The sequence below is a fragment of the Spirabiliibacterium mucosae genome (assembly GCF_014884965.1).
GTDB lineage: Bacteria > Pseudomonadota > Gammaproteobacteria > Enterobacterales > Pasteurellaceae > Spirabiliibacterium > Spirabiliibacterium mucosae.
On record NZ_JABTBO010000003.1, the window covers coordinates 13433 to 36726 of the forward strand.

Below are 23294 nucleotides of genomic sequence, written 5' to 3' on the forward strand. Positions count from 1 at the left end.
CATGACAACACAACAACAACGACAAACTTGGTCAAGCAAACTCACCTACATTTTAACCGTCGCGGGCGCCACTGTCGGCTTTGGTGCCACTTGGCGCTTCCCGTATTTGGTGGGGCAAAATGGCGGCGGCGCTTATGTGTTTTTATTTTGCATCGCGATGATCGTGATCGGCATCCCGATGATTTTGGTGGAAAATGTCATCGGCCGGCGCATTCGTGTCAACGCCATCGACGCCTTCTCAGGCACTGCCAACGGCAAGCGCATACCGCACTTTTGGCGCGTGGTGGGCTTGATGGGCATGGTGGGGGCATTTTGCATCATGGCCTATTACATGGTGCTCGGCGGTTGGGTGATCAACTACATCGTCAGCCTGATTGACGGGCAGCTCGACCTCTCCGCGCCCGTGAGTGCGGCGCAAACCAGCGCTTTTTTTGAGCAAAGCATCACCCAAAGCCCGTGGGCGATTACGCTTTACACCTTTTTGTTTGTGCTCATCAATTACATTATTTTGGTCAAAGGCGTGATTGACGGGATCGAAAAATCGGTGAAATACCTCATGCCGCTGCTGTTTATCTTTTTGCTGTGCATGGTGGTGCGCAACATCACGCTGCCTGGCGCGTGGGAGGGCATCCGCTTTTATCTTGAGCCCGATTTTTCCAAAATCACGCCCAAACTGTTTGTGTTCGTGCTCGGGCAAGTCTTTTTTGCTTTAAGCCTTGGCTTTGGGGTAATTATCACGCTGTCAAGCTACCTCGACAAAGGCGAAAATTTAGTGCAAACAGCGGTCATCACGGGCATTGTCAACACCTTGATTGCGGTGCTGGCGGGCTTTATGATCTTTCCATCACTGTTCACCTTTGGTGTGGCGCCCAACTCAGGCCCAACGCTGGTGTTCCAAAGCTTGCCGATTGTCTTTTCCAATATGTGGGCCAGCACCTTTTTTGCCGTGATTTTCTTCTCACTGCTGCTGATTGCCGCGCTCACCACTTCACTGACGATTTATGAGGTGATGATCACCGCCTTGCAAGAAAAAACCAAAATCAACCGCCGCTTGGCGATTTTGTTTGTGCTCGGCGGCGTGTTTATCGCCGGCAATATTCCTTCAATCCTCAGCTACGGCCCGTGGCAGCATATTCATATTTTCGGCAACACCATTTTTGATGCCTTTGATTATCTCAGCGGCAACATCTTGTTTATGCTCACCGCACTTGGCTGCGCGCTGTTTGTCGGCTTTGTGATTGGCAATGAAGCCAAAGCCGAGCTGCGCCTGCCGGCCACCTCTCGCTTTGCCAATCTGTGGTTTCATTACGTCAAATTCATCGTGCCACTGGTGATTTTGCTGATTTTCATCAGCAATCTCTTTTAACAATAAAAGTGCGGTCGCCAACCGCACTTTACCCTTTAAAACTTGCAATTTTGCCCAAAAAGAGTAAAATCTGACAGCTTTTCGTATCTTTATTCGTGCGAAAAGCGTGTTGCCCTTACCTTCGAAATAAGGGTTTTTATTTTACTATCAACTTAGAGGACGCTATGGTAACCATTCGTTTATCTCGTGGCGGAGCAAAAAAACGCCCATTTTATCAAGTAGTTGTAGCGGATAGCCGCTGCCCACGTGACGGTCGTTTTATCGAGCGCGTTGGATTTTTCAATCCATTAGCAGCCGGTAAAGCAGAACGTTTGCGTATCGATCTTGAGCGCATCAACGCGTGGCAAGAAAAAGGTGCAACTGTGTCAGAACGTGTTGCAACCTTGATTAAAGAAGCTCAACAAGCAGCTTAATCGTATAGAGCGTGGCAATGAATAAGCAAAACATCACCACCGTAGGCAAACTTGGTTCGACTTACGGCATCCGTGGATGGCTGCGCCTTTATTCGTCCACCGAACAGATTGAAAGCATTTTTGATTACCAACCTTGGCATTTGTTAATCCAAGGGACATGGCAGCCCACAGAGCTGGAAAGCTGGCGCTATCATAAAAACGATCTGATTGTGAAACTCAAAGGCATTGACGATCGTGAAACGGCACAACGTTTGACAAACGCACAAATTGGTGTTGATGCAGATAACTTCCCGCCATTGGAGGAAGGTTACTACTGGCACGATTTGATCGGCTGTCAAATGGTCAACCTGCAAGGCTATCAGCTTGGCTGTGTGACCGCGATGATGGAAACAGGCTCCAACGATGTTTTTGTGGTTAAAGCCAACGTAAACGATGCTTTCGACAAACAAGAGCGGTTAATCCCGTATCTTGAACAAACAGTAGTTAAAAGAGTCGATCTCACCACCAAAACAATTGAGGTGGATTGGGACGCTGGTTTCTAACCTCAGGCTGTGAGCGATGTGGATCGGAATTATTACGTTATTTCCCGAGATGTTTCACGCAATCACAGACTATGGCGTAACAGGCCGAGCGGTTAAACATCATTTGCTTGAGGTGCAGTGTTGGAATCCGCGGGATTTCACCTTTGACAAACATTCCACCGTGGACGATCGCCCCTACGGCGGTGGCCCTGGAATGTTGATGATGGTGCAACCTCTGCGTGATGCCATTCATGCAGCCAAACAAGCCGCCGGTGAGGGCGTGAAAGTGATTTACCTCTCACCACAGGGGCGCAAACTCGACCAACGCGGCGTTGAGCAGCTGTCACAAAATCAGAAAATGATTTTGGTGTGCGGGCGCTACGAAGGCATTGATGAACGCGTGATTGACGCGGAAATCGATGAAGAGTGGTCGATTGGGGACTATGTCCTCACAGGTGGCGAACTGCCTGCAATGACATTAATTGATGCCGTTGCCCGGTTCGTGCCTGGTGTGCTAGGCAAACAAGCCTCGCGCGAGGAAGATTCCTTCGCACAAGGCTTGCTCGATTGCCCACACTACACCCGCCCTGAAGTGCTAGACGGTGTGGCCGTGCCGGAGGTGTTATTGTCGGGAAACCATGCGGAAATTCGCAAATGGCGATTAAAACAGTCATTGCACCGCACGTTGACCCGTCGCCCTGAGCTATTAGAAGGCCTAGCTCTGACTGACGAACAAAGCGTGCTGCTCGAGCAAATCAAGCAGCAAAAGTAAGATTCAGTTACATCTAGGAATAAAGGTATTTATTATGAGTAACATTATTAAACAACTTGAAGAAGAACAATTGAAAAAAGACGTACCAAGCTTCCGTCCTGGTGACACATTGGAAGTGAAGGTATGGGTAGTTGAAGGTAGTAAAAGACGTTTGCAAGCGTTCGAAGGCGTGGTTATCGCAATTCGTAACCGCGGCTTGCATTCAGCATTTACCCTGCGCAAAATCTCTAACGGTGTGGGCGTTGAACGTACGTTCCAAACTCACTCCCCTGTGATTGACAGCATTAGCGTGAAACGTAAAGGTGCGGTTCGTCAAGCCAAACTTTACTACTTGCGTGAACGCAGCGGTAAATCAGCCCGTATTAAAGAGCGCTTGAACTAATCTCGCGCACACTAAAAAGGCTTGGGAAATCAAGCCTTTTTTTATGTTATAGATTAAATAATACTTCTTTATAAAAAACCGCACTTTATATCAAAGTGCAGTTTTTATTTATTTGCCGGTTAAATCATCAAAGAACTTTTTGACGCCGTCTAAAAAGCTTGAGGATTTGGGGCGGTGTTTGCTGGTGCCGTCGAGGCTTTTTTCCAGCTGTTTGAGCAGGTCTTTTTGCTCGTCGTTGAGTTTGACTGGCGTTTCCACAATCACTTTGCAAATCAGATCGCCTGCGTAGTTGCTGCGGGCGGATTTCACGCCTTTGCCACGCATTCTAAAGAGTTTGCCCGTTTGGGTTTCCGCCGGGATTTTGAGTTTCACGCGGCCGTCCAGCGTTGGCACTTCAATCTCGCCGCCTAAAGCTGCCATGGTGAAGCTGATTGGCACTTCGCAGTAGAGATTGCTGCCGTCGCGCTCAAAAATGCGGTGCGGTTTGACGTGGATGACCACATACAAATCCCCCGCCGGCGCCCCGTTTTCGCCCGCGGCACCCTCGCCACTTAAGCGCAGTTGGTTGCCAGTGTCCACCCCAGCTGGGATTTTGACCGACAAGTTTTTCGCTTTGTGTACGCGCCCTTCGCCGTGGCAGGCTGAGCACGGTTTTTCGATTTTTTTGCCCGTGCCGTGGCAAGTTGGGCAGACTTGTTCTGTGACAAAAAAAGCCTTGTTGGCGGCGCACGCGGCCGCTGCCATGACAAGTTGGGCAGGTTTCGACTTTGGAGTCTTTTTCCGCGCCGCTGCCGTGGCATTTGTCACATTCGGCTAGGGTGTTGATGCGGATATCTTTGGTGGTGCCTTTCACTGCTTCTTCCAGCGTGATTTCAAGGTCATAGCGCAAATCCTCGCCACGCACCACACGCCGTCCGCCACGGCTGCCGCCGCCACCGAACATATCGCCGAAAATATCACCGAAAATATCACCAAAATCCGCGCCACTAAAGCCGCCGCCAAAGCCGCCAGCACCGCCACCAAAGCCACCTTGTTCAAAGGCTGCGTGGCCGTATTGGTCATAGGCGGCGCGTTTTTGTTTATCCGTTAAGATTTCGTAAGCTTCTTGCGCTTCTTTAAACTTCGCTTCCGCTTCTTTGTCGCCCGGATTACGGTCAGGGTGATATTTCATCGCCAGGCGTTTGTACGCTTTTTTGATCGCCTTTTCATCGGCGCTGCGTTCAACCCCTAAAATTTCATAATAATCACGTTTCGACATTTTTTTACCATTTGTTGAGTTAATCTTATTTAAATTCTATTGGTGCTTTATCCAGCACGCGTTTGACAAAACCGGGCACCACCCACACCGCAGGCAATGCCACGCAAAAAGCGATCAGCCACGCCTTGAGCCAGTGGGCAATAAAGTGCGGTTGAAAGCCGGCCTGAATCGCCAACATCGCAAACGAGATAATGCCCGATAAAATCACCACGGTGAGCACCGTCACCACCAGGCGCTCCCAGCGTTTATGAATAATCATGCGCCCCCTTAGCAATGCGGTCGCACTGCGATATAAAGCTCGACTTTGCCCTCAGGCAAGCGTTTTTCAAAATCCACACTCAGGGCGCGTGGCAGCATGCCTTGGCGTGCTTTGCGAGCGATGCTTTGCCAAGTTTGCGCCAAGTCAGCCTCATGGGTGAGCGTTTTGTCATACCATGTGAGTTCTTCAATCACCACGGGCTCTGCGCTATTTGGCGTTGTGCTGGCGATGGCGAAATCGCATTCGTGGCCATCTTCACTGTAGTGATAATACACGCCGACATAATCTTGATCGGGCAAAAGTGCGGTTTGCGCCCACAGTTGGGTGCGCGCATCAATCCAATTGTCACGGTTTAACCGCACTTTGGCGATCGGGTAAAATTGCGTTGCCATAGGCCCTCACATAGCACAAAAGGGCGTATCGCTACGCCCTTGATTGATGATTAAGAAGATTATTTATCCTTCACTTCTTCAAATTCAGCATCAACCACATCGTCGCCGCCGTTGTTTTGGCTTTGGCCTTGTTGTGCTTGTTGTTGCTGGCCGGCTTGCGCTTTGGCTTGCGCGGCTTGAATCAGTTTTTCGGACGCTTGCACAAGGGCTTGTGTTTTCGCTTCGATCTCCGCTTTGTCTTCACCTTTGGCGGCTGTTTCCAGCTCGCTGGCGGCTTTTTCAATCGCGGCTTTGTCATCAGCGCTCAAGCCATCGCCGGCTTCTTGCAACTGTTTGCGTGTGCCGTGCACCAAGTGGTCGGCTTGGTTGCGTGCTTGCACCAGCTCTTCAAATTTGCGGTCAGCTTCGGCGTTAGCTTCGGCGTCGCGCACCATTTGTTGAATTTCATCATCACTCAAGCCAGATGAGGCTTTGATGGTGATTTGTTGCTCTTTGCCAGTACCTTTGTCTTTGGCTGACACGTGGATGATACCGTCGGCATCGATGTCAAATGTCACCTCGATTTGTGGCATGCCGCGTGGTGCTGGGTTGATGCCTTCAAGGTTAAATTGACCAAGCGATTTGTTATCGGCAGCACGTTTACGTTCACCTTGCAACACGTGAATGGTTACCGCACTTTGGTTGTCTTCAGCAGTTGAGAACACTTGCGATTTCTTAGTTGGAATCGTAGTGTTTTTCTCAATCAAGGCGGTCATCACGCCACCCATGGTTTCGATACCCAATGACAGTGGGGTCACGTCAAGCAACAATACGTCTTTCACGTCGCCGGCCAACACACCACCTTGCACCGCAGCACCGATCGCCACCGCTTCATCTGGGTTGACGTCTTTACGCGGCTCTTTGCCAAAGAACTCAGCCACTTTTTGTTGCACCAATGGCATACGGGTTTGACCACCAACCAAAATCACATCATTGATGTCAGACACACTCAAATCAGCGTCTTTCAATGCGGTGCGCACTGGGTCAAGTGAACGTTGTACCAAATCTTCCACGAGGGATTCCAGTTTCGCGCGGGTCAGCTTGATGTTCAAGTGTTTTGGCCCGGTTGCATCGGCGGTGATGTATGGCAAGTTCACGTCAGTTTGTTGCGCAGAAGACAGCTCGATTTTGGCTTTTTCAGCGGCTTCTTTCAAACGTTGCATCGCCAGTGGATCGTTGCGCAAGTCGATGCTTTGTTCTTTTTTGAACTCATCAACGAGGTAGTTGATCACACGGTTGTCAAAGTCTTCACCACCTAAGTGAGTGTCACCGTTGGTCGCCAACACTTCAAAGGTTTTTTCGCCGTCTACATCATCAATTTCAATGATGGACAAGTCAAATGTACCACCACCCAAGTCGTAAACCGCAATGGTGTGGTTGCCTTTGTTTTTATCCAAACCATAGGCCAGCGCTGCAGCAGTTGGTTCGTTGATGATGCGTTTAACTTCCAAGCCTGCGATGCGGCCTGCATCTTTGGTGGCTTGACGTTGCGCGTCGTTAAAGTACGCCGGCACGGTGATAACCGCTTCGGTCACTTTTTCGCCCAAGAAATCTTCGGCGGTTTTTTTCATTTTTTTCAACACTTCAGCAGACACTTGTGGTGGCGCGAGTTTTTCGCTATCTTTCACTTGCACCCAAGCATCGCCGTTGTCGGCTTTCACGATGTTAAACGGCATAATGCTGACATCGCGTTGCACTTCTTCGTCTTCAAAGCGACGGCCGATTAAGCGTTTAATCGCAAACACGGTGTTTTTCGGGTTGGTCACCGCTTGGCGTTTGGCCGGTTGGCCGACTAAAATTTCGTTATCTTGCGTGTAGGCAATGATTGACGGTGTGGTGCGGTCGCCTTCGGCGTTTTCAATCACACGCACTTTGTCGCCGTCCATCACAGCCACACATGAATTGGTTGTCCCTAAGTCAATCCCAATGATTTTTCCCATGATTCTTCTCTCCTATAAATGATTCGTTAAGCTTGCGCTTGATGCTTATAAGATGTGGACACGATTTTGGATTTCAATAGCCATGTGCAAAAAAGTCCACATTTTTTTCAAGCCCCAAGGCGCCCAAGGTATGCTTAATAAATGAGGCTTGAAATTTCATTTTCAAGGCCGTGGGCAAATTTTTTGCGTGTGCGCGTGCTTTTGCCTACAATAGCCCCGTAACAAAGAGAGAAACCATGAACAAAGACACGATATTTTCCACGCCGATTGAGCACATCGGCGATTTCACTTTTGATGACGCGGTCGCTGAAGTCTTCCCAGATATGATTCAGCGCTCCGTGCCAGGCTATAGCAACATCATCACCGCCATTGGCATGCTTGCCCAGCGCTTTGTCAAGCCCAACACCCACGTCTACGATCTCGGCTGCTCACGTGGGGCGGCAGCGCTGGCGGTGAAGCGCAATGTGGCATGCGACAACGTGCGCATCATCGGCGTGGATAATTCGCCTGCCATGGTCGAGCGCGCCCGCGCGCATATCAATGCTTACGCGGGCAAAAGTGCGGTCGAGATTATCCAAGGCGACATCCGCGAGGTGGCAATTGAGAATGCCTCGATGGTGATTTTAAACTTCACGCTGCAGTTTATCGCGCCTGCCGAGCGCCGCGTGCTGCTGGAGAAAATCTACCACGGCCTCAACCCTGGCGGCGTGCTGGTGCTGTCGGAAAAATACCGCTTTGCTGATGGCGCAGTCAACAATCTGTTGATTGATCTCCACCACACATTTAAGCGCGCCAATGGTTACAGCGAGCTGGAGGTGAGCCAAAAGCGCACCGCGCTGGAAAATGTGATGAAGCCTGACACCATCGCCAATCAGCAAGCGCTGCTGGAAAATATCGGCTTTGCCCATGTCAATATGTGGTTTCAGTGCTTTAATTTTGGCTCGATGCTGGCCATCAAGGGGGAATAATGCTCGATTTCAACCCGTTTTATCAACAAATCGCCAGCACCGCACTTTGCCGCTGGTTAGAAACGCTGCCCGCGCAACTGCGCCACTGGCAGGCCAACACCCACGGCGAGTTTGCCAAATGGTGCAAAGTGCTGGACTTCTTACCCGTGCGCGAGTGCGAAATTGATCTTAAAAGTGCGGTCAGCGCGCGTGCCAAAACCGCACTTTCAGCCGGCGAAACCCAACAACTGCGCCACCATTTAAGCCAGCTCAAGCCGTGGCGCAAGGGGCCTTATGATTTATTGGGCGTGTATATTGATTGCGAATGGCGCAGCGATTTCAAGTGGGAGCGCGTCAAACCGCACTTAAGCCCCCTGGCGGGGCGCACGGTGCTGGATGTCGGCTGCGGCAGTGGCTATCATATGTGGCGCATGGTCGGCGAAGGCGCCGAGCTGGTGGTGGGGATTGACCCAACGGAGCTGTTTTTATGCCAGTTTGAAGTGGTGCGAAAACTGCTTGGCAATGACCGCCGCGCGCACCTCATCCCGCTGGGCATTGAGCAAATGCAGCCGCTGGGCGCGTTCGACACCGTGTTTTCAATGGGCGTGCTCTATCACCGCAAATCGCCGCTTGAGCACCTCTCGCAATTGCGCGATCAGCTCACCACCGGTGGCGAATTGGTGCTCGAAACCTTGATTATCGACGGCGATGAAAACGCAGTACTCGTGCCGCCAGGGCGTTATGGCAAAATGAAAAACGTCTATTTTATCCCGTCTGTCGCCGCACTCACCGTGTGGCTTGAAAAGTGCGGTTTTCACAATGTGCGCTGCGTGGATGTGGCCGCCACCACGCCGGATGAGCAGCGCGCCACCGAGTGGGTCGGCAAAGAAAGCCTCATCGACTTTTTAGACCCCACCGACCCAACACGCACCGTTGAAGGCCACCCCGCGCCAAAACGCGCAGTGCTGATTGCAACCAAGTAGGCTTGTATGACAAAACCATTAGAAACCCGCGCCGATATTGAGCGGTTGGTCAATGCCTTTTACGACAAAGTGCTCGCCGATGAGCGCATTGGCTATGTTTTTCAGCACATTGTCGGGCGCCATTGGCAAAAGCATTTGGAGAAGATGTATCGCTTTTGGGCCTCGGTGCTGCTCGGTGAAGAGAGCTATCAGGGCAACCCGATGCTCACCCACATCAAACTGCACAAGCGCCAACCGCTCAATGAAGCGATGTTTGACGTGTGGCTGGCGCTGTGGCAAGAGACCGTAAATGAACTGTTTGACGGTGAAAAGGCCGAGGAGGCGCTGTTTCGTGCCCAGTCGATCAAAACCTTGATGACTCAGCGCGTGCTCAGCGATGAGCTACCGCACTTTATGCAGCGCATTCGCGTGGGGAAATAACATGGGCGAAACCTATTGCGACTACGTGTTGGCGCACCGCGATGATGCGCTCAATCGCGACTATCACGACCATCACTACGGTTTCCCCATCACCGACGACAACGCCCTGTTTGAGCGCTTGGTGCTAGAGATTAACCAAGCGGGCTTGAGTTGGGTATTGATGCTCAAAAAACAAGCTCACTTTCGCCGCGCTTACGCTCATTTTGATATCGCGCAGGTGGCGGCATTTGATGACGATGACAAAGTGCGGTTGCTGGCCGACAGCGGCATTATTCGCAACCGTTTGAAAATCGATGCCGCCATTTATAACGCGCAGCAAATTTTGGCTATCCAAGCCGAATGTGGCTCGTTCAAAGCCTGGCTTGATGCCCACCACCCGCAATCGCTGGCGCAGTGGGTTAAACTGTTCAAGCGCCATTTTAAATTTGTCGGTGGCGAGATTGTCAACGAATTTTTAACCAGCTGCGGCTACCTTGAAGGCGCCCACCAGCCCCACTGCCCGATTTATGCCAAAATCAGCGCGCTGTCGCCGCCGTGGCAAGGTGCTGGCAGAAAATAATAATCGGCGTAAAATAAAGGCAAACAGCTTAGGAGCAGATTATGCATTTAGATTATCAATTATTAAAACTCAACCAACAAATTCACCCCAACTTGAGCCTGCGCAGCGTGGGCGAAATCCCTGTGCTGGTGCTTGAGCACGCCGTGGGCAAAGCCGCCATTTCCCTACAAGGCGCGCAATTGCTAAGCTGGCAACCGCACTTTGCCAAACACGATGTGATTTGGCTCAGCGACAGCGAGCCGTTTAAACAAGGCAGCGCCATTCGCGGCGGCGTGCCGGTGTGCTACCCGTGGTTTGGCCGCCATGGCGAGCCAATGCACGGCTATGCGCGGGTGTCAATGTGGCAACTGACCGCGTGGCAAGTGGACGAAGACGCCGTGAGCCTGACCTTTTGCTTGTTTGACGAGCACCATTTGGTGGAAGCCAAGCTTGAGATGATTTTCACCGAGCAATGCCGCTTGCGCTTTACCCATTACGGCGTGGAGCCAGCCGAGGCGGCGCTGCACACCTATTACAACATTGGGGATATCACACAAACCACGCTGTTTGGCCTGCCAGATGAAGCGTTCAGCAACGCACAGCAGCAAACGTTCAGCGTCAACTCACCGCTGATGCTTGACGGCGCCTTTGATGCGATTTTCACCGCCGATCAGCAAATCACCCACATCGACGACAAAGCCCAAGGCCGCATTGTGGAAGTTGAGCACATCAACGCCTCGGATATTGTGGTGTGGAACCCGTGGGAGAATACGCCAAGCCAAATGCGCCCTGAAGGGTATAAAACCATGATTTGCGTGGAAACGGCGCGCATCCGCCACAAACTGGTGCAAAAAGAGGTGATGGAAGCGGTCATCCGCGTGCAGCGCTAGAGAGCATCAAAGTGCGGTTGCACTTGAAGGCTGACCGCACTTGGCATTTTTTGGGCGTGCAATGCGCCGTGTTGCCATTCAAACGCCTGCACGGGCAATGGCGCGCCTTGATGAAACAGCGCGAGATAAAACGGCAACTCGGCATAAAAGCGCGCGCAGCCTGCTGGCGCAAAGGGCGTGCTGATTGTTTGTTGCACAGGGTCGTGCACCACGCTGTGTAATTTTGCAATGCCCACGCCTTGCGATTTCAACACCGCCTCACGCAGGCACCAGGCTTGATAAAACGCCGCCTGTTGGTCCGCGCTGTGCGCCCACCAGTGATATTCAGCCTCATCACCAATATGCGCAATTAACTCGCCAAACGCGCGCATTTTGGGCTGCTCGATATCGACCCCAACCGCACTTTGCTCGCCACCGCACATCAACGCCACCGCCAGCCACGGCCCAGAATGGCTGATGTTGAAATCCACCCCGCTTACCCCCGCGAAATAGGGCCGGCCGGTGGCGGTGCGCGTGATGCTCTCTGTCAATTTAGGCGATAAGCATGATTGCGCCAACAAGGCGCGCAACACAACCGGCGAGAGCGCACGGCACGCGCTGCGCTGCTCGCGCTTGTCGTTATGCTGGCCTGCGTGCGCCCACGCCAGCAGCAATTTGGGTGTGTGATCAATGACAGCCATGGTGAATTTGGGTAGACTAACGGTATCGATATTGTAGCGGTATTTTCAACAAATGACGAGCAGCCCCAACACCCCTCAACCGTGGCCGAGATTATTGCGTTTAACCTTGCCGATCGCGATGGGCTATTATGCCGCGGGCATCGCCTATGGCATTTTGGCCATCAGCGCAGGGCTGCCTAGTTGGCTTGCCATCGCGTTAAGCGTGGTGGTGTTTTCAGGGGCGGCGCAATATGCCGCTATCCCGTTGTTTGTCGCGGGCGCGGGCTTTTTCCCTTTGGTGGTGAGCACCTTTTTCATCAGCCTGCGCCATGTGTTTTACACCCTCGCGCTGCATCCCGATTTGCCTGAAAAAGGCTTAAAACGCTGGTATAGCGCGCTGGCCTTGACCGATGAAAACTACGCGCTGCTGTCGATTCAATCCCGCGCGGAGCGTCAAGCCAACATTGTGCGCGTGAATTTGCTCTGTCAGTTTTATTGGGTCAGCGCCAGTGCTATTGGCGTGTTGCTGGGCAATCAATTTGCCAATGTGATACCGCACTTGGACTTCGCTCTCCCGTGTCTGTTTGCCATTTTGGCCTATGAGCAATTCCGTCAAGCACAGCAGTGGCTGCCGTTTTTGCTTGCGGCGGTGAGCTTTTTAGCCGCCAAGGTGCTGCTGCCCAACTGGCCGATGCTCGGCGCGGTGATGCTGTGTGCGCTGATGATTTTGCTTCGCTACCGCCACCAACAACGCCAGTTATTAAAAGGGGGCGCTAATGACTAGCCTTGACACCCTCATCACGCTGGCGGGCATGTGTGGCGCCATGGTCATCTGCCGCGGCTTGCCGTTGCTGCTGCCAGGGAGTTGGCTGCAAACCCGCTGGCTGCAAGCGCTCAACCAAATGCTGCCGCTGTGCATTATGCTGATTTTGCTGTTAAGTAGCCTCAGCCTGCCCGCGCTTTCAGGCGACTGGCTGCCCTTTGTGCGTGAGCTGCTCGCACTCGGCATAGTGCTGCTGACGTATCGCCTCTGGCGCAACACCTTGTTGAGCGTGGTGATTGGCATTGTGGCCATTAATTTGATTTATCTGCTGTAAAAACAAAAGTGCGGTCAGCATGACCGCACTTTGCTTTTTTACCGCACTTTTGCTTTTTTGGCTTAACGCAATTTGGTTTTGACCGTCAACAAGCTGTTGAGGTGGTCAAGATCGCTTTGATCAAGCGTGCCTTGCAGTTGGCGCAGTTGCAACTCCAACAACAGATATTGATAACGCGCTTGCGAAAGTTGGCGCTGTGCGTTGTGGCGGTTGCGCGTGGCGGTGAGCACATCAAGCACGGTGCGAGTGCCCGCGTCATACCCTTCGCGCGTGGCGTTGTAAGCGCTGTTGGAGGACACCACATATTGACGATAGGCCTTGATCGAGCTGGCGGTAGCGTTCAAGCCGTTGACGGTTGAGCGGATATTTTTCACCAAATCGCGGTGAGTGGTTTCCAACCCTTCGGCGCTGCTGACATAGGCGTGTTGCTGTTGGCGCACTTGCGAGCTGGTGCGCCCGCCGGTGTAAAGCGGCACAGAGACTTCAACGCCGATGGAGGCTTGATCCAACGTGTGATCTGGGATGCCGTAATTGGCCGCGCGCGGCAAGCGGGAATTAGTTCGATTAAGCCCTGCCACCAAGTTGACCGTTGGCAAATGGCCACTTTCCGCCACTTTAATGCCCTCTTTGGCCAGTTCTTTGGCCATTTTATAGTAGGTCAAAGTCAAGTTGCGTGTTTCGCCTGTTTGGATGTATTGCGCCGGGTCACCATAGTTTTTGGTTTTAAACTTGGCGGTGTTCAATTTGTTCAGCTGGGTTGGGTAGTCACCTGTGATGGAGGCGAGGTTTTCAATGCTGTTGTCCACCGCGTTTTGTGCCGCGATTTCGCTCGCCACCACGCTGTCGAACTGGGCGCGCGCTTCATTTACGTCGGTGATCGCCACCAAGCCGACTTGATAGAGCTGGTTGGTGTCTTTCAGTTGATTTTGCACGGCGCGTTTTTCAGCACGCACGGAATCGAGCGCATCCAAACTGGTGAGCACTTCAATGTAGGCTGCCGCCACACGATAAAGCAGATTTTGCTGCACCGCTTGGTAGGACACCTCCGCTTGTTGCGAGGCCTTTTCTTGCAACGAGAGGTTGCGCCACAAGCTCATGTTAAACAGCGATTGGCTCAAGTTCAGCCCAACACTGAAAGTGCGGTTTTGGTTGAAACTGTTGTCGGTGTAATGGCCGCGATCGCTACTGTGATCGATATAACGGCTAGTGCTAGCACTGCCTTTGGCTGAGAGTTGCGGCAGCAGCGCGCCTTTGGCCTGCTCGCGGCCTTCTTTGACTTGCAGGCTATCTGCCAAGGCCTTTTTCACCACAGGGTCGCTCACTTTGGCTTTTTCATAGGCCTGAGATAAAGTGGTTGCCAGCGCAGACTGTGCCAAACCTAACAGCAGCACACTTGCCAGCACACGCATTTTGTTCATTATTATTCTCCGAAATTCAATTCTCTACTTATGTCATTTTGTTCTTATGAACGAACGTTCATTTTACACAAAAAAGCGAGAAATGTAAGCAAAAATACGCAGAAATTTGGTACACTAGCGATTATTTTTTTATAGGGTGAAGCATGAAAACAGCACAATTTGGCCCGCAGGATCTGCGCATTGAAAAAGAAACCCTTGTCTATGATGGGTTTTTCAAACTCTACACCATTGATTTCAAGCACAAACTCTTCGCCGGCGGCGAAAGTGGCTTGGTGCGCCGTGAGCTGCTGGATAAAGGCGAGGCTGCGGCTGTGATCGCCTACGACCCGCAGCGCGATGCGGTGGTGATGGTCGAACAAGTGCGCATTGGTGCCTATGTGGGGGATAAAACCCGCTCACCGTGGCTGCTTGAGCTGGTCGCCGGCATGGTGGAAAGTGGCGAAAAACCTGAAGAAGTCGCCAAGCGTGAGGCACTAGAAGAGGCGGGAATCACCATTGAAGCCGTTGAGCACGTGATGAGCGTGTGGGACAGTCCAGGTGGCATCACCGAGCGCATTCATATGTTCGCCGGCAAAGTCGACACCCGCGATGTGGGCGGGCTCTATGGGCTGAGCTGCGAAAACGAAGACATTAAAGTGCATGTTATCCCGCGTGAGGAGGCCTACCAAGGCTTGCAAAACGGGCGGATTGACAACGCCATTGCGGTGATGGGCTTGCAGTGGCTGCAACTCAATTATGCCGCGTTGCAACAACGCTGGTTAAAAAAGTGACCTATCTCGAACTTTCAGCAAAAAAATGCTGAAAAATGTGCGGTTATACGCATTTTTGCGAGAAAGGGGCTGACTTATTCATAAAACAGATTATCTTATTTAGCGAGTCTTGTATTTTTAAAACAATAGGTGCTTTGTGAAAACGGCTTTTATTCACCAATCGCAAACAGCCCCCGTGCGCTTTATCCAGCTCACGGACTGCCATTTGTTTGCCGATAAAAATGCACAACTTTTAGGGATCAACACCTTTGAAAGTTACACCGCGGTGTTAAACGAAATTAAAAACCGCACTTTTGACTTTGAATTCATTCTTGCCACTGGTGACTTGGTGCAAGACAGCTCACGCGAGGGCTATCGCTATTTTGGTGAGGAAATCCGTGCGTTGGAAAAACCGGTTTTTTGGATCCCGGGCAATCACGATTTCCAGCCTTATATGGTGGAAGAATTGGCGCAGTTTGCCCCGCAAATTTCGCCGCTTAAGCACATTTTAGTCAACGATCACTGGCAAATTTTGATGCTTGATAGCCAAGTGCTCAACGTGCCCCACGGCTACCTCAACCAATATCAGCTCGATTGGCTGCAAGCCAAGCTGGCGCAATACCCTGAGCGCTTCACCTTAGTGGTGCTCCACCATCACATTGTGCCAACTCGCTCGGCGTGGCTTGACCAACATAACCTACGCAATGCGTCAGAATTTTTAAGCTGCTTGAAAGGCCATGATAAGATCAAAGGCATTATTTCAGGCCATATCCACCACGCGATGGACAGCCAATGGTTTGACTACCCGGTGATGACCACGCCGTCGACGTGCATTCAGTTTAAATCCGACAGCTACAACTTCAGCCTAGGTGTGATGCCACCAGGCTGGCGCGAGTTCACCCTTTATGAAGACGGGCGGGTGGAAACGCAAGTCCAGCGCATTGCCGACAACCTCTTTGTGCCTGACTTGAACATTTCAGGTTATTAAGCACAAAAAACCGCACTTTCAAAGTGCGGTTTTTCGTTATCTCAATATCTCAATTGAATTAGCGAAACAGTGAACGGCTGCTCACGCGGTGGCGTTTAAATTGGCTCAACGCCACGAGGGCGAAAATCGCGATATACATCGCAAACACCACAATCAGCCATTGCGGCATTGAAAAGCCCAACCATTGCCATTTGATTTCACTGCAAGGGCCGCTGGCTTGGAACACCTGCGGCAGCCATTGGTCCAACGGCAATGTTTTCGGGAATTGCACCGTCAACGGGCATTGATTCCAAGGTGCGGGGTTGAGCTGAAAATCGACATGTTTGATCGCCAGCAGCAAGCCCTTCACCGCGCTGAAAAGCCCCAAGGCGAGTGCCAAAAGGCGCACCACCAACCAACGGGGTGCGAGCCACCCAAGCAAACCGGCCAGCGCAATGCCTGCAAACGCCACGCGTTCATAAATGCACATCACGCATGGGTCGAGTTGTTTGATATGTTGGAAATACAACCCCACACCTTCAAAGGCCAGCGCAGAGAGCAAAACCAAAAACCAACTAAAACGGCCAAGAGAAATTCGCTTGAGATAACCTAACATTCACTATCCTTATAACGGTGTTACAATCCAACCGAGCACTTCAAACCAGTGCATTACCGTTGGCAAAACTAATTCGACACACGCCAAGCCCACCATTGAGAGCACAATAGTATAAGGCAGCGCCATATAGACCATCTTACCATAAGATAAGCGAATCAGTGGTGCAAATGATGAGGTTAACAAGAATAAAAATGCCGCTTGTCCATTTGGGGTGGCCACAGACGGCAAGTTGGTGCCGGTGTTGATGGCCACAGCAATCATTTCAAACTGCTCTTGGCCAATCACGCCAGATTGCAGCGCGGCCTTGGCTTCGTTGATATACACGGTGCCGACAAACACGTTATCGGAAATCGCTGAAAGCACCCCGTTGAAGATATAAAACAGCGCCAATTGGGTTTCGTCGGAGGCGTGCAACACAAGGTGGATAATCGGTTGGAATAGCTCTTGATCCACAATCACCGCCACCACGGAGAAAAACACCACCAACAGTGCGGTGAACGGCAAGGATTCTTCAAACGCTTTACCCAGCGCGCTCTCTTCAGTGATGCCACAAAGTGCGGTCGCGAAGATAATCACACTCAAGCCAATCAAGCCCACAGCCGCGAGGTGGAAGGCCAGGCCGACAATCAACCAAATGCCAGTGAGCCCTTGCACATAGAGTTTCATTCTGTCTTGCGGGGTGAGTTTTTTGTTTTGCTCTTGTTGGAAGCGCGCGAGCACCACCCACACTTTTTGTGGCAAGCGGTCGCCGTAGCCAAACACTTTGAATTTTTCCAACGCCACGCAGGTGATCAAACCGCAAATCAATACCGGCAAAGTCACTGGCAGCATGCGCAAAAAGAACTCACCAAAGCCCCATTGCACGCGTTCGGCGATGATCAAGTTTTGCGGCTCACCCACCATGGTCATCACACCACCAAGTGCGGTGCCCACGCCAGAGTGCATCATCAGGCTGCGCAAAAAGCCGCGGAATTGCTCGAGGGTATTGCGCCGTTTGGTGATGCTTTGGTCGTTGAGCAAATCGCCGTGCTCATCATCAAAATGATAGCCAGACGCCACTTTGTGATACACGGCATAAAAGCCTGTCCCGACGCTGATGATCACCGCCACCACAGTGAGCGCATCCAAAAACGCAGATAAAAACGCCGCACTTAAGCAAAATGACAGCGAAAGCAGTTTTTTCGAGCGCACCACCAACAACAGCTTGGTGAAGACAAACAGCAGCAAGTCTTTCATAAAGAAGATCCCCGCCACCATAAACATCAACAGCAACAACACTTCCATGTTGGCCACCACTTCGTGGTAAACGTGCTCAGGCGTGGTCATGCCTATAAAAAGCGCCTCAATCACCAACAGCCCACCGGCTTGCAGCGGGTAGCACTTCAAGGCCATCGCCAAGGTGAAGATGAATTCGACCACCAGCGCCCAACCAGCAATGAAGGGGCTGACGAAGAAAAAGAGGATGGGGTTGACCACTAAAAAAAGCAAAATCGTGGTTTTATACCAATCTGGACTTTTCCCTAAAAAGTTGCGTAGAAATGCACTGCTCATATCCATTGTCTAATCCTAATTATGATTCGGGGGTGAATTGTTGTTATTGTACTAGGTCGGCCTCTTATTTTAGTCATCTGAGCGAAAAAAATAAGTGTTTATTTCACTGCATAAAAAAAATGTTAAGTTCGTCACACTTTTGGCGCAGGCAAACATGCCGAGAAATATGAAACTCCGTTTTTATTTAAAAAAACAGCGGTATTATGGATCATTTTATTTCCTGCTGTCTTGATTTTTCTCAATTTTTTATTGTTTCAGTAGCGCTTCATTTTGTGATATACTTCACACAGTTACAACAGCGAGGCAAACGGCTTGCAAAGCGTGTGCTGCTCGCTTTTGTAGTAATTTTGTTAAACTAACCAAAGGTAGAAAATCTTATGGCAATTAAAATTGGTATTAACGGTTTTGGTCGTATCGGCCGTATCGTATTTCGTGCTGCTGCAAAACGTGATGACATCGAAGTTGTTGGTATCAACGACTTGATCGATGTTGACTACATGGCATACATGTTGAAATACGACTCCACTCACGGTCGCTTTGAAGGCAAAGTTGAAGTTCAAGACGGCCACTTGGTTGTTGACGGTAAAAAAATCCGTGTCACTTCAGAACGTGACCCTGCCAACCTGAACTGGGCTGAATTGGGTGTAGATGTTGCCGTTGAAGCAACTGGTTTGTTCTTAACTGACGAAACTGCACGCAAACACATCACTGCAGGTGCGAAAAAAGTGGTTTTAACCGGCCCTTCAAAAGACAGCACCCCAATGTTTGTTCGTGGCGTTAACTTCAACGACTACAAAGGCCAAGACATCGTTTCTAACGCCTCTTGTACCACAAACTGCTTAGCACCATTAGCCCGTGTTATCCACGAAACTTTTGGTATCAAAGACGGCTTAATGACTACCGTTCACGCCACCACCGCAACTCAAAAAACTGTTGACGGCCCATCAATGAAAGACTGGCGCGGCGGCCGCGGTGCAAGCCAAAACATCATCCCTTCATCAACTGGTGCAGCGAAAGCAGTTGGTAAAGTGTTGCCTGCATTGAACGGCAAATTAACTGGTATGGCCTTCCGTGTGCCTACACCAAACGTTTCTGTTGTTGACTTGACTGTGAACCTTGAAAAAGGCGCAAGCTACGACGAAATCAAAAAAGCATTGAAAGACGCCGCTGAAGGTAAAACATTCAACGGCGAATTGAAAGGCGTATTGGGCTACACTGAAGATGCTGTGGTTTCAACTGACTTCAACGGTGAAGTGTGCACCTCTGTATTCGACGCAGACGCTGGTATCGCATTGACTGATACTTTCGTGAAACTGGTTTCTTGGTATGACAACGAAACTGGCTACTCAAACAAAGTATTAGACCTTGTTAAACACGTCTACGACTACAAAGGCTAATCACCCTTGCAATTGAAAAATACCGCACTTTGGTGCGGTATTTTTTATCTCGAAAACCTAAAGTGCGGTTGCTGACCGCACTTTTATTTTGCGCTATTTCAACGCGGCTTGCACTTCGTTGTTCATCGCTTGCATCGATTGCAGCCCGCCCATGGCAAGATACCAGTTGGCGGCGTCGAGGTAGACAATGTGGCCGTGTTGGTAGGCCTTGGTGCGTTTGATGATGTCGTTATTCAGCACGGTTTTGGCGTTGTCTTTCTTCTCGGTGATGGCGGCGGTGCGGTCAATCACAAAAATATAATCCGGATTGTGCTCAAGCACGTATTCAAAGCTCACGCTCATGCCGTGGGTGGAGGCTTTAATATTTTTATCGGCCGGTGTGAAGCCGTAGCCTTGAAAAATCAAACCAAAGCGGGAGGCATCGCCATAGGTACTGAGCTTACTTTCGTTAACCAATAACACAAGTGCGGTTTTGCCTTGTGATTTGGCGCGGATGGCTTGCACCTGCGCATCGAGCGCATTGAGTTTTTCATCCGCTTGAGCTGATTTGTTGAGAATGGTGGCGATATTGCGCACATTTTGCTGGAAACTTGGATAAAATTGCTGAATATTAATGCCGCTGTAATACACAGGCGCAATTTCCGCAAAGCGCTGCTCCACTTTGGCTTGGCGCGCGGAGATGATGCTTAAATCAGGCGCCACTTCATTGAGCACTTCAAAATTCGGCTCTTTCAAGCTGCCCACATCGCGGTATTGCTCGCCGGCAAAGGCGTTGAGGTAGGCCGGCAGCGCGGTGGCTTTGGGCAGTGCCACCACATTGCCGCCGAGGGTGGCGATGGTGTCTAGCGCGCCAAAGTCAAACACCGCAATGCGTTGCGGATTTTGCGGCACGGTTTGCGCACCTTGTACGCTTTGCACGGTCACATCATTGGCCAATGCCACGCTAGAAAGCAGCCCGAGCGCGGCGGCGAGGGCGAGAAGAGGTTTTTTCATGTTAATCTCCTTTTAAAGTGGGGTTGAAATATAACGCAATCGGTTGATTGTCGATGTGTTGAATGGCGATCGGGAAGTCATAAATTTGCTCGAGCACCGCACTTGACATCATCTCGCGCACACTGCCCTGCTGGCACACGCGTCCATCTTTGAGCGCAATCATGCAATCGGCATAACTGGCGGCAAAATTGATGTCATGAATCACCAGCACCACGCTTTTGCCATGGGTATCACACAGCTCACGCAGGCGCTGCATAATCACCACCGCGTGCTTCATATCTAGGTTGTTGAGCGGCTCATCGAGCAAAATGTAATCGGTGTCTTGCGCCAGTGTCATAGCAATAAAGGCGCGTTGGCGCTGGCCGCCGCTGAGCTGGTGGAGGTATTTGTGGCGAATATCCTGTAGCGCCATAAACGCCAGCGCGCGGTCGATAATGCTCTCGTCTTGCGCTGTCATGCGCCCTTTGTTGTACGGGAAGCGCCCAAAGCCGACCAGCTCCTCCACGCTGATGCGCAAATCAAGGTGATTGTGCTGCTTTAAAATCGTTAACCTTTTTGCCATCTGGACGCTTGCAATCTCGCTGATGGCGTGGCCGTCTAACCGCACTTGGCCTTTTTCAAAGCTCGTCAAGCGGCTGATGACGCCGAGCAGCGTGCTTTTGCCCGCGCCATTGGGGCCGATGATGGCGGTGATTTTGCCTTTGGCAATCTGGCAGCTGACATCGTTTAAAATCACTTTGCCTGCTAAGGTTTTGCTGATGTGTTCAAGCTCAATACTCATGCAAGGTTGCGCCTTAATAGTAGATAAATAAAATAAATGCCACCGACAAAGTTGATCACAACGGTGATCGTGGTGCTGAAATTGAGCACTTGGCTTATCAAAAATTGCCCGCCAAGCAGTGCGCTCAGGGTGATCAAAATGCACGCGGGCATCAGCGTTTGGTAGCGTTGATGCTGCATAAATTCAAAGGTGAGGTTCATCACCAACAAGCCCAAAAACATCACCGGCCCAATCAACGCGGTGGCCACCGAGGTCAGCAGTGCCACCACCAGCAATAAGCGCTTGCTCAATTTGGCGTAATCCACGCCAAGGGTGATGGCCTGATCGCGCCCGAGTGAAAGCACGTTGAGCACCGGCAATTGGCGGAAAACATACACGCACGGCAGCACTACCAGCACCGCCGCCAGCGGCAAAATCTCGCGGTTAACGTTGTTAATGCTGGCAAAATTGACATCTTGAATAATTTGAAACTCGTTAGGGTCAATCAACACTTCCATAAACAGCGCAAGGCTGTGGAAAAACGTGCCGCAAATGATGCCCACCAGCAGCAGAAAATAGAGGTTCGGCTGCTCGCCTTTGAGCATAAAATGGTAAAGCGCAAAAGCGAACAGCAGCATCAACACGGTGGCAACCACAAACTGCCCCAACGCACCCACGGCGAGCAAAGCTTGGCTGCCAAAGGCGAACACCACGGTGGTGTAAAGTAGCACATAGAGCGCATCCAGCCCCAAAATGCTGGGGGTGAGAATGCGGTTGTTGGCTAGCGTGTAGAACACCAGTGTCGCCACCGCAATCGCCGTGCCGCTGAGCACAATGGCGATAAAACCCAACGTGCGGTAATGCAGTGCGTATTGCCAGCGATTCGGCAAAAAGGCGAACAAAAACACCGCACAGGCCACCAAGGTGATGAGCCCAAGCAGCGCAAGGCGGGCGTGTGGGCGCTTAAGCATGGCGGTACCCCTTAAATAAAATCAGCAAAAACAGCCCACTGCCCAGCACGCCGACAATGGTGTTGATGGCAATTTCATAAGGATAAATCACCACCCGGCCTGCAATGTCGCACAGCAGCACAAACAGCGCACCACAAAGTGCGGTCAGCGGCAGCACGCGCTTGAGGTTGTCGCCCCAAAAAAGCGTGACAAGATTAGGCACAATCAAGCCCAAAAACGGGATCATCCCCACCGTGACAATCACCAGCGAGGTGATCAGCGCCACAATCAGCAAGCCGAGGTATAAAATGGCGTTGTAGTTCAGCCCCAAGGTGCGCGCCATGTCCGCACCAAGGCCTGCGATGGTGAAATAACGCGCGAACAGATAAACCACCACCAGCGCCGGCAGGCTGATGTAAAGCAGCTCAAAGCGGCCTGTCATCATCAGTGAAAAATCCCCTTGCAGCCAGCCAGAGAGGTTTTGCAGCACGTCAAGCTTGAGCGCGATAAACAGCGTGATCGCCGAGATAATATTGCCAAACATGATCCCCACCAGTGGCACAAAAATCACATCTTTGAATTTAATGCGGCGCAAAATCAGCATAAACACCAAGGTGCCGGCAAAGGCGACCACCACGGCCACCAGCGTTTTGGCCAGCATTGAGGCGTGCGGGAAGAGCACAATCGCGAGCAAAATGCCCAGCCGCGCGCTGTCCATGGTGCCGGCGGTGGTGGGGGAAACAAAGCGGTTGCGGCTTAAATTTTGCATCACCAGCCCGCACACGCTCAAGGCGCTGCCGGCAATAAGAATGCTCACCAGCCGTGGCAAGCGGCTGACTGTCAGCAACGTCCATTGCTGGGCTTCGAGCTGCCACAGCCCGCTGAGTGTGACGTTAGACGCGCCAATAAACAGCGAGATGCCCGCGCTGAGTAGCAAAATAAGGCTTAATCCAAACAGTGTGCGCATAAGTTATAAAATAATAATGATTTTCATTACTATAACATTAAATTCACACG

Annotated in this window: 26 protein-coding genes and 1 pseudogene; 15 read left to right on the plus strand and 12 right to left on the minus strand. The window is 51.2% G+C overall.

Translation table 11 applies throughout. The annotated features are described in order from the left end of the window. Position 1: 1 nt before the first annotated feature. The 5 genes from HPC37_RS01500 (at position 2) to rplS (ending at position 3454) form a co-directional block, all read left to right on the plus strand. Positions 2–1366 carry a sodium-dependent transporter gene (locus HPC37_RS01500; RefSeq protein ID WP_208121485.1) on the plus strand — a complete coding sequence of 455 codons (1365 nt, stop codon included), beginning with the start codon at positions 2–4 and terminating at the stop codon, positions 1364–1366. A gap of 164 nt (positions 1367–1530) precedes the next feature. Then, positions 1531–1779, plus strand: coding sequence for a 30S ribosomal protein S16 (gene rpsP / locus HPC37_RS01505; protein ID WP_208118784.1), 249 nt, complete (start codon positions 1531–1533; stop codon positions 1777–1779). A 17-nt stretch (positions 1780–1796) separates the two neighbouring features. Beyond that, on the plus strand, positions 1797–2321 hold the full coding sequence (gene rimM / locus HPC37_RS01510; RefSeq protein WP_208121486.1) for a ribosome maturation factor RimM: 525 nt from the start codon (positions 1797–1799) through the stop codon (positions 2319–2321). A 16-nt stretch (positions 2322–2337) separates the two neighbouring features. Continuing rightward, entirely contained in the window at positions 2338–3072 is a 735-nt protein-coding gene (trmD, locus tag HPC37_RS01515; protein WP_208121487.1) for a tRNA (guanosine(37)-N1)-methyltransferase TrmD, read from the plus strand. A gap of 34 nt (positions 3073–3106) precedes the next feature. After that, positions 3107–3454 carry a 50S ribosomal protein L19 gene (gene rplS, locus HPC37_RS01520; RefSeq protein ID WP_208121488.1) on the plus strand — a complete coding sequence of 116 codons (348 nt, stop codon included), beginning with the start codon at positions 3107–3109 and terminating at the stop codon, positions 3452–3454. Positions 3455–3562: 108 nt separating this feature from the next. Here the strand turns inward: rplS and dnaJ are convergent. The 4 genes and pseudogenes from dnaJ to dnaK form a co-directional block, all read right to left on the minus strand. Then, a pseudogene (dnaJ, locus tag HPC37_RS01525) lies at positions 3563–4712 on the minus strand (molecular chaperone DnaJ). Between the two features lie 25 nt (positions 4713–4737). Continuing rightward, positions 4738–4971, minus strand: a complete 234-nt coding sequence (locus HPC37_RS01530) for a DUF2798 domain-containing protein (protein WP_208121489.1) — start codon at positions 4969–4971, stop codon at positions 4738–4740. 8 nt (positions 4972–4979) lie between these two features. Next, positions 4980–5363, minus strand: coding sequence for an AraC family transcriptional regulator (locus HPC37_RS01535; protein ID WP_208121490.1), 384 nt, complete (start codon positions 5361–5363; stop codon positions 4980–4982). Between the two features lie 59 nt (positions 5364–5422). Then, positions 5423–7342: a molecular chaperone DnaK gene (gene dnaK / locus HPC37_RS01540; RefSeq protein ID WP_208121491.1), complete on the minus strand. Its 1920-nt coding sequence runs from the start codon at positions 7340–7342 to the stop codon at positions 5423–5425. A gap of 236 nt (positions 7343–7578) precedes the next feature. Here dnaK and cmoA point away from each other — a divergent pair, with 236 nt between their 5' ends. The 5 genes from cmoA to HPC37_RS01565 are packed head-to-tail and all read left to right on the plus strand — an operon-like array spanning position 7579 to position 11120. Further along, complete coding sequence (gene cmoA / locus HPC37_RS01545; RefSeq protein ID WP_208121492.1) at positions 7579–8310, plus strand: carboxy-S-adenosyl-L-methionine synthase CmoA; 732 nt, start codon at positions 7579–7581, stop codon at positions 8308–8310. Continuing rightward, positions 8310–9272 (plus strand): tRNA 5-methoxyuridine(34)/uridine 5-oxyacetic acid(34) synthase CmoB, encoded by a 963-nt coding sequence (gene cmoB, locus HPC37_RS01550; protein ID WP_208121493.1) that lies wholly within the window; start codon positions 8310–8312, stop codon positions 9270–9272. The genes cmoA and cmoB overlap by 1 nt, the downstream gene beginning before the upstream one ends. A 6-nt stretch (positions 9273–9278) precedes the next feature. Then, the gene (locus HPC37_RS01555; RefSeq protein ID WP_208121494.1) at positions 9279–9692 is read left to right on the plus strand and encodes a group III truncated hemoglobin; all 414 of its coding nucleotides are present in this window, start codon (positions 9279–9281) and stop codon (positions 9690–9692) included. A 1-nt stretch (position 9693) separates the two neighbouring features. Next, positions 9694–10251, plus strand: a complete 558-nt coding sequence (locus tag HPC37_RS01560) for a DNA-3-methyladenine glycosylase I (protein ID WP_208121495.1) — start codon at positions 9694–9696, stop codon at positions 10249–10251. 41 nt (positions 10252–10292) lie between these two features. Further along, complete coding sequence (locus HPC37_RS01565; protein ID WP_208121496.1) at positions 10293–11120, plus strand: D-hexose-6-phosphate mutarotase; 828 nt, start codon at positions 10293–10295, stop codon at positions 11118–11120. Here the strand turns inward: HPC37_RS01565 and HPC37_RS01570 are convergent. Next, complete coding sequence (locus tag HPC37_RS01570) at positions 11117–11800, minus strand: 4'-phosphopantetheinyl transferase family protein (protein ID WP_208121497.1); 684 nt, start codon at positions 11798–11800, stop codon at positions 11117–11119. The two genes, HPC37_RS01565 and HPC37_RS01570, sit on opposite strands and share 4 nt — an antisense overlap. A 52-nt stretch (positions 11801–11852) precedes the next feature. Here HPC37_RS01570 and HPC37_RS01575 point away from each other — a divergent pair, with 52 nt between their 5' ends. Beyond that, positions 11853–12563: an AzlC family ABC transporter permease gene (locus HPC37_RS01575; protein ID WP_208121498.1), complete on the plus strand. Its 711-nt coding sequence runs from the start codon at positions 11853–11855 to the stop codon at positions 12561–12563. Further along, entirely contained in the window at positions 12556–12876 is a 321-nt protein-coding gene (locus HPC37_RS01580; RefSeq protein WP_208121499.1) for an AzlD domain-containing protein, read from the plus strand. Before HPC37_RS01575 ends, HPC37_RS01580 begins: the two co-directional genes overlap by 8 nt. A gap of 62 nt (positions 12877–12938) precedes the next feature. Here the strand turns inward: HPC37_RS01580 and HPC37_RS01585 are convergent, their stop codons facing one another. Further along, positions 12939–14294 (minus strand): TolC family outer membrane protein, encoded by a 1356-nt coding sequence (locus tag HPC37_RS01585; RefSeq protein ID WP_208121500.1) that lies wholly within the window; start codon positions 14292–14294, stop codon positions 12939–12941. 143 nt (positions 14295–14437) lie between these two features. Between HPC37_RS01585 and HPC37_RS01590 the strand changes: the two genes are divergently transcribed. Then, a complete protein-coding gene (locus HPC37_RS01590; protein ID WP_208121501.1) occupies positions 14438–15064 on the plus strand; it encodes an NUDIX domain-containing protein in 627 nt (208 codons plus the stop codon). 136 nt (positions 15065–15200) lie between these two features. Further along, complete coding sequence (gene cpdA / locus HPC37_RS01595; RefSeq protein ID WP_208121502.1) at positions 15201–16031, plus strand: 3',5'-cyclic-AMP phosphodiesterase; 831 nt, start codon at positions 15201–15203, stop codon at positions 16029–16031. A 58-nt stretch (positions 16032–16089) separates the two neighbouring features. On the opposite strand, the gene dsbB is transcribed toward cpdA, so the two are convergent. Together dsbB and nhaB are read right to left on the minus strand one after the other, a co-directional pair. After that, positions 16090–16626 (minus strand): disulfide bond formation protein DsbB, encoded by a 537-nt coding sequence (gene dsbB, locus HPC37_RS01600; protein ID WP_208121503.1) that lies wholly within the window; start codon positions 16624–16626, stop codon positions 16090–16092. Between the two features lie 9 nt (positions 16627–16635). Then, positions 16636–18183, minus strand: a complete 1548-nt coding sequence (gene nhaB, locus HPC37_RS01605) for a sodium/proton antiporter NhaB (protein ID WP_208121504.1) — start codon at positions 18181–18183, stop codon at positions 16636–16638. 371 nt (positions 18184–18554) lie between these two features. On the opposite strand from nhaB, the gene gap reads away from it, so the two are divergent. Next, positions 18555–19574 (plus strand): type I glyceraldehyde-3-phosphate dehydrogenase, encoded by a 1020-nt coding sequence (gap, locus tag HPC37_RS01610; protein WP_208120353.1) that lies wholly within the window; start codon positions 18555–18557, stop codon positions 19572–19574. A gap of 93 nt (positions 19575–19667) precedes the next feature. Here gap and HPC37_RS01615 read toward each other — a convergent pair whose 3' ends face one another. The 4 genes from HPC37_RS01615 to HPC37_RS01630 are packed head-to-tail and all read right to left on the minus strand — an operon-like array spanning position 19668 to position 23244. Then, entirely contained in the window at positions 19668–20567 is a 900-nt protein-coding gene (locus tag HPC37_RS01615; protein WP_208121505.1) for a siderophore ABC transporter substrate-binding protein, read from the minus strand. 1 nt (position 20568) lies between these two features. Next, on the minus strand, positions 20569–21348 hold the full coding sequence (locus tag HPC37_RS01620; protein ID WP_208121506.1) for an iron ABC transporter ATP-binding protein: 780 nt from the start codon (positions 21346–21348) through the stop codon (positions 20569–20571). Then, positions 21345–22298: an iron chelate uptake ABC transporter family permease subunit gene (locus tag HPC37_RS01625; RefSeq protein WP_208121507.1), complete on the minus strand. Its 954-nt coding sequence runs from the start codon at positions 22296–22298 to the stop codon at positions 21345–21347. Before HPC37_RS01625 ends, HPC37_RS01620 begins: the two co-directional genes overlap by 4 nt. Next, positions 22291–23244, minus strand: a complete 954-nt coding sequence (locus tag HPC37_RS01630; protein WP_208121508.1) for an ABC transporter permease — start codon at positions 23242–23244, stop codon at positions 22291–22293. Before HPC37_RS01630 ends, HPC37_RS01625 begins: the two co-directional genes overlap by 8 nt. Between the last annotated feature and the right edge of the window lie 50 nt (positions 23245–23294).

Bases quoted from the DNA above. Each gene is read 5' to 3' on its own strand.
- HPC37_RS01500 (WP_208121485.1), top strand. From the start codon at position 2: ATGACAACACAACAACAACGACAAACTTGGTCAAGCAAACTCACCTAC.
- rpsP (WP_208118784.1), top strand. From the start codon at position 1,531: ATGGTAACCATTCGTTTATCTCGTGGCGGAGCAAAAAAACGCCCATTT.
- rimM (WP_208121486.1), top strand. From the start codon at position 1,797: ATGAATAAGCAAAACATCACCACCGTAGGCAAACTTGGTTCGACTTAC.
- trmD (WP_208121487.1), top strand. From the start codon at position 2,338: ATGTGGATCGGAATTATTACGTTATTTCCCGAGATGTTTCACGCAATC.
- rplS (WP_208121488.1), top strand. From the start codon at position 3,107: ATGAGTAACATTATTAAACAACTTGAAGAAGAACAATTGAAAAAAGAC.
- HPC37_RS01530 (WP_208121489.1), bottom strand. From the start codon at position 4,971: ATGATTATTCATAAACGCTGGGAGCGCCTGGTGGTGACGGTGCTCACC.
- HPC37_RS01535 (WP_208121490.1), bottom strand. From the start codon at position 5,363: ATGGCAACGCAATTTTACCCGATCGCCAAAGTGCGGTTAAACCGTGAC.
- dnaK (WP_208121491.1), bottom strand. From the start codon at position 7,342: ATGGGAAAAATCATTGGGATTGACTTAGGGACAACCAATTCATGTGTG.
- cmoA (WP_208121492.1), top strand. From the start codon at position 7,579: ATGAACAAAGACACGATATTTTCCACGCCGATTGAGCACATCGGCGAT.
- cmoB (WP_208121493.1), top strand. From the start codon at position 8,310: ATGCTCGATTTCAACCCGTTTTATCAACAAATCGCCAGCACCGCACTT.
- HPC37_RS01555 (WP_208121494.1), top strand. From the start codon at position 9,279: ATGACAAAACCATTAGAAACCCGCGCCGATATTGAGCGGTTGGTCAAT.
- HPC37_RS01560 (WP_208121495.1), top strand. From the start codon at position 9,694: ATGGGCGAAACCTATTGCGACTACGTGTTGGCGCACCGCGATGATGCG.
- HPC37_RS01565 (WP_208121496.1), top strand. From the start codon at position 10,293: ATGCATTTAGATTATCAATTATTAAAACTCAACCAACAAATTCACCCC.
- HPC37_RS01570 (WP_208121497.1), bottom strand. From the start codon at position 11,800: ATGGCTGTCATTGATCACACACCCAAATTGCTGCTGGCGTGGGCGCAC.
- HPC37_RS01575 (WP_208121498.1), top strand. From the start codon at position 11,853: ATGACGAGCAGCCCCAACACCCCTCAACCGTGGCCGAGATTATTGCGT.
- HPC37_RS01580 (WP_208121499.1), top strand. From the start codon at position 12,556: ATGACTAGCCTTGACACCCTCATCACGCTGGCGGGCATGTGTGGCGCC.
- HPC37_RS01585 (WP_208121500.1), bottom strand. From the start codon at position 14,294: ATGAACAAAATGCGTGTGCTGGCAAGTGTGCTGCTGTTAGGTTTGGCA.
- HPC37_RS01590 (WP_208121501.1), top strand. From the start codon at position 14,438: ATGAAAACAGCACAATTTGGCCCGCAGGATCTGCGCATTGAAAAAGAA.
- dsbB (WP_208121503.1), bottom strand. From the start codon at position 16,626: ATGTTAGGTTATCTCAAGCGAATTTCTCTTGGCCGTTTTAGTTGGTTT.
- nhaB (WP_208121504.1), bottom strand. From the start codon at position 18,183: ATGGATATGAGCAGTGCATTTCTACGCAACTTTTTAGGGAAAAGTCCA.
- gap (WP_208120353.1), top strand. From the start codon at position 18,555: ATGGCAATTAAAATTGGTATTAACGGTTTTGGTCGTATCGGCCGTATC.
- HPC37_RS01615 (WP_208121505.1), bottom strand. From the start codon at position 20,567: ATGAAAAAACCTCTTCTCGCCCTCGCCGCCGCGCTCGGGCTGCTTTCT.
- HPC37_RS01620 (WP_208121506.1), bottom strand. From the start codon at position 21,348: ATGAGTATTGAGCTTGAACACATCAGCAAAACCTTAGCAGGCAAAGTG.
- HPC37_RS01625 (WP_208121507.1), bottom strand. From the start codon at position 22,298: ATGCTTAAGCGCCCACACGCCCGCCTTGCGCTGCTTGGGCTCATCACC.
- HPC37_RS01630 (WP_208121508.1), bottom strand. From the start codon at position 23,244: ATGCGCACACTGTTTGGATTAAGCCTTATTTTGCTACTCAGCGCGGGC.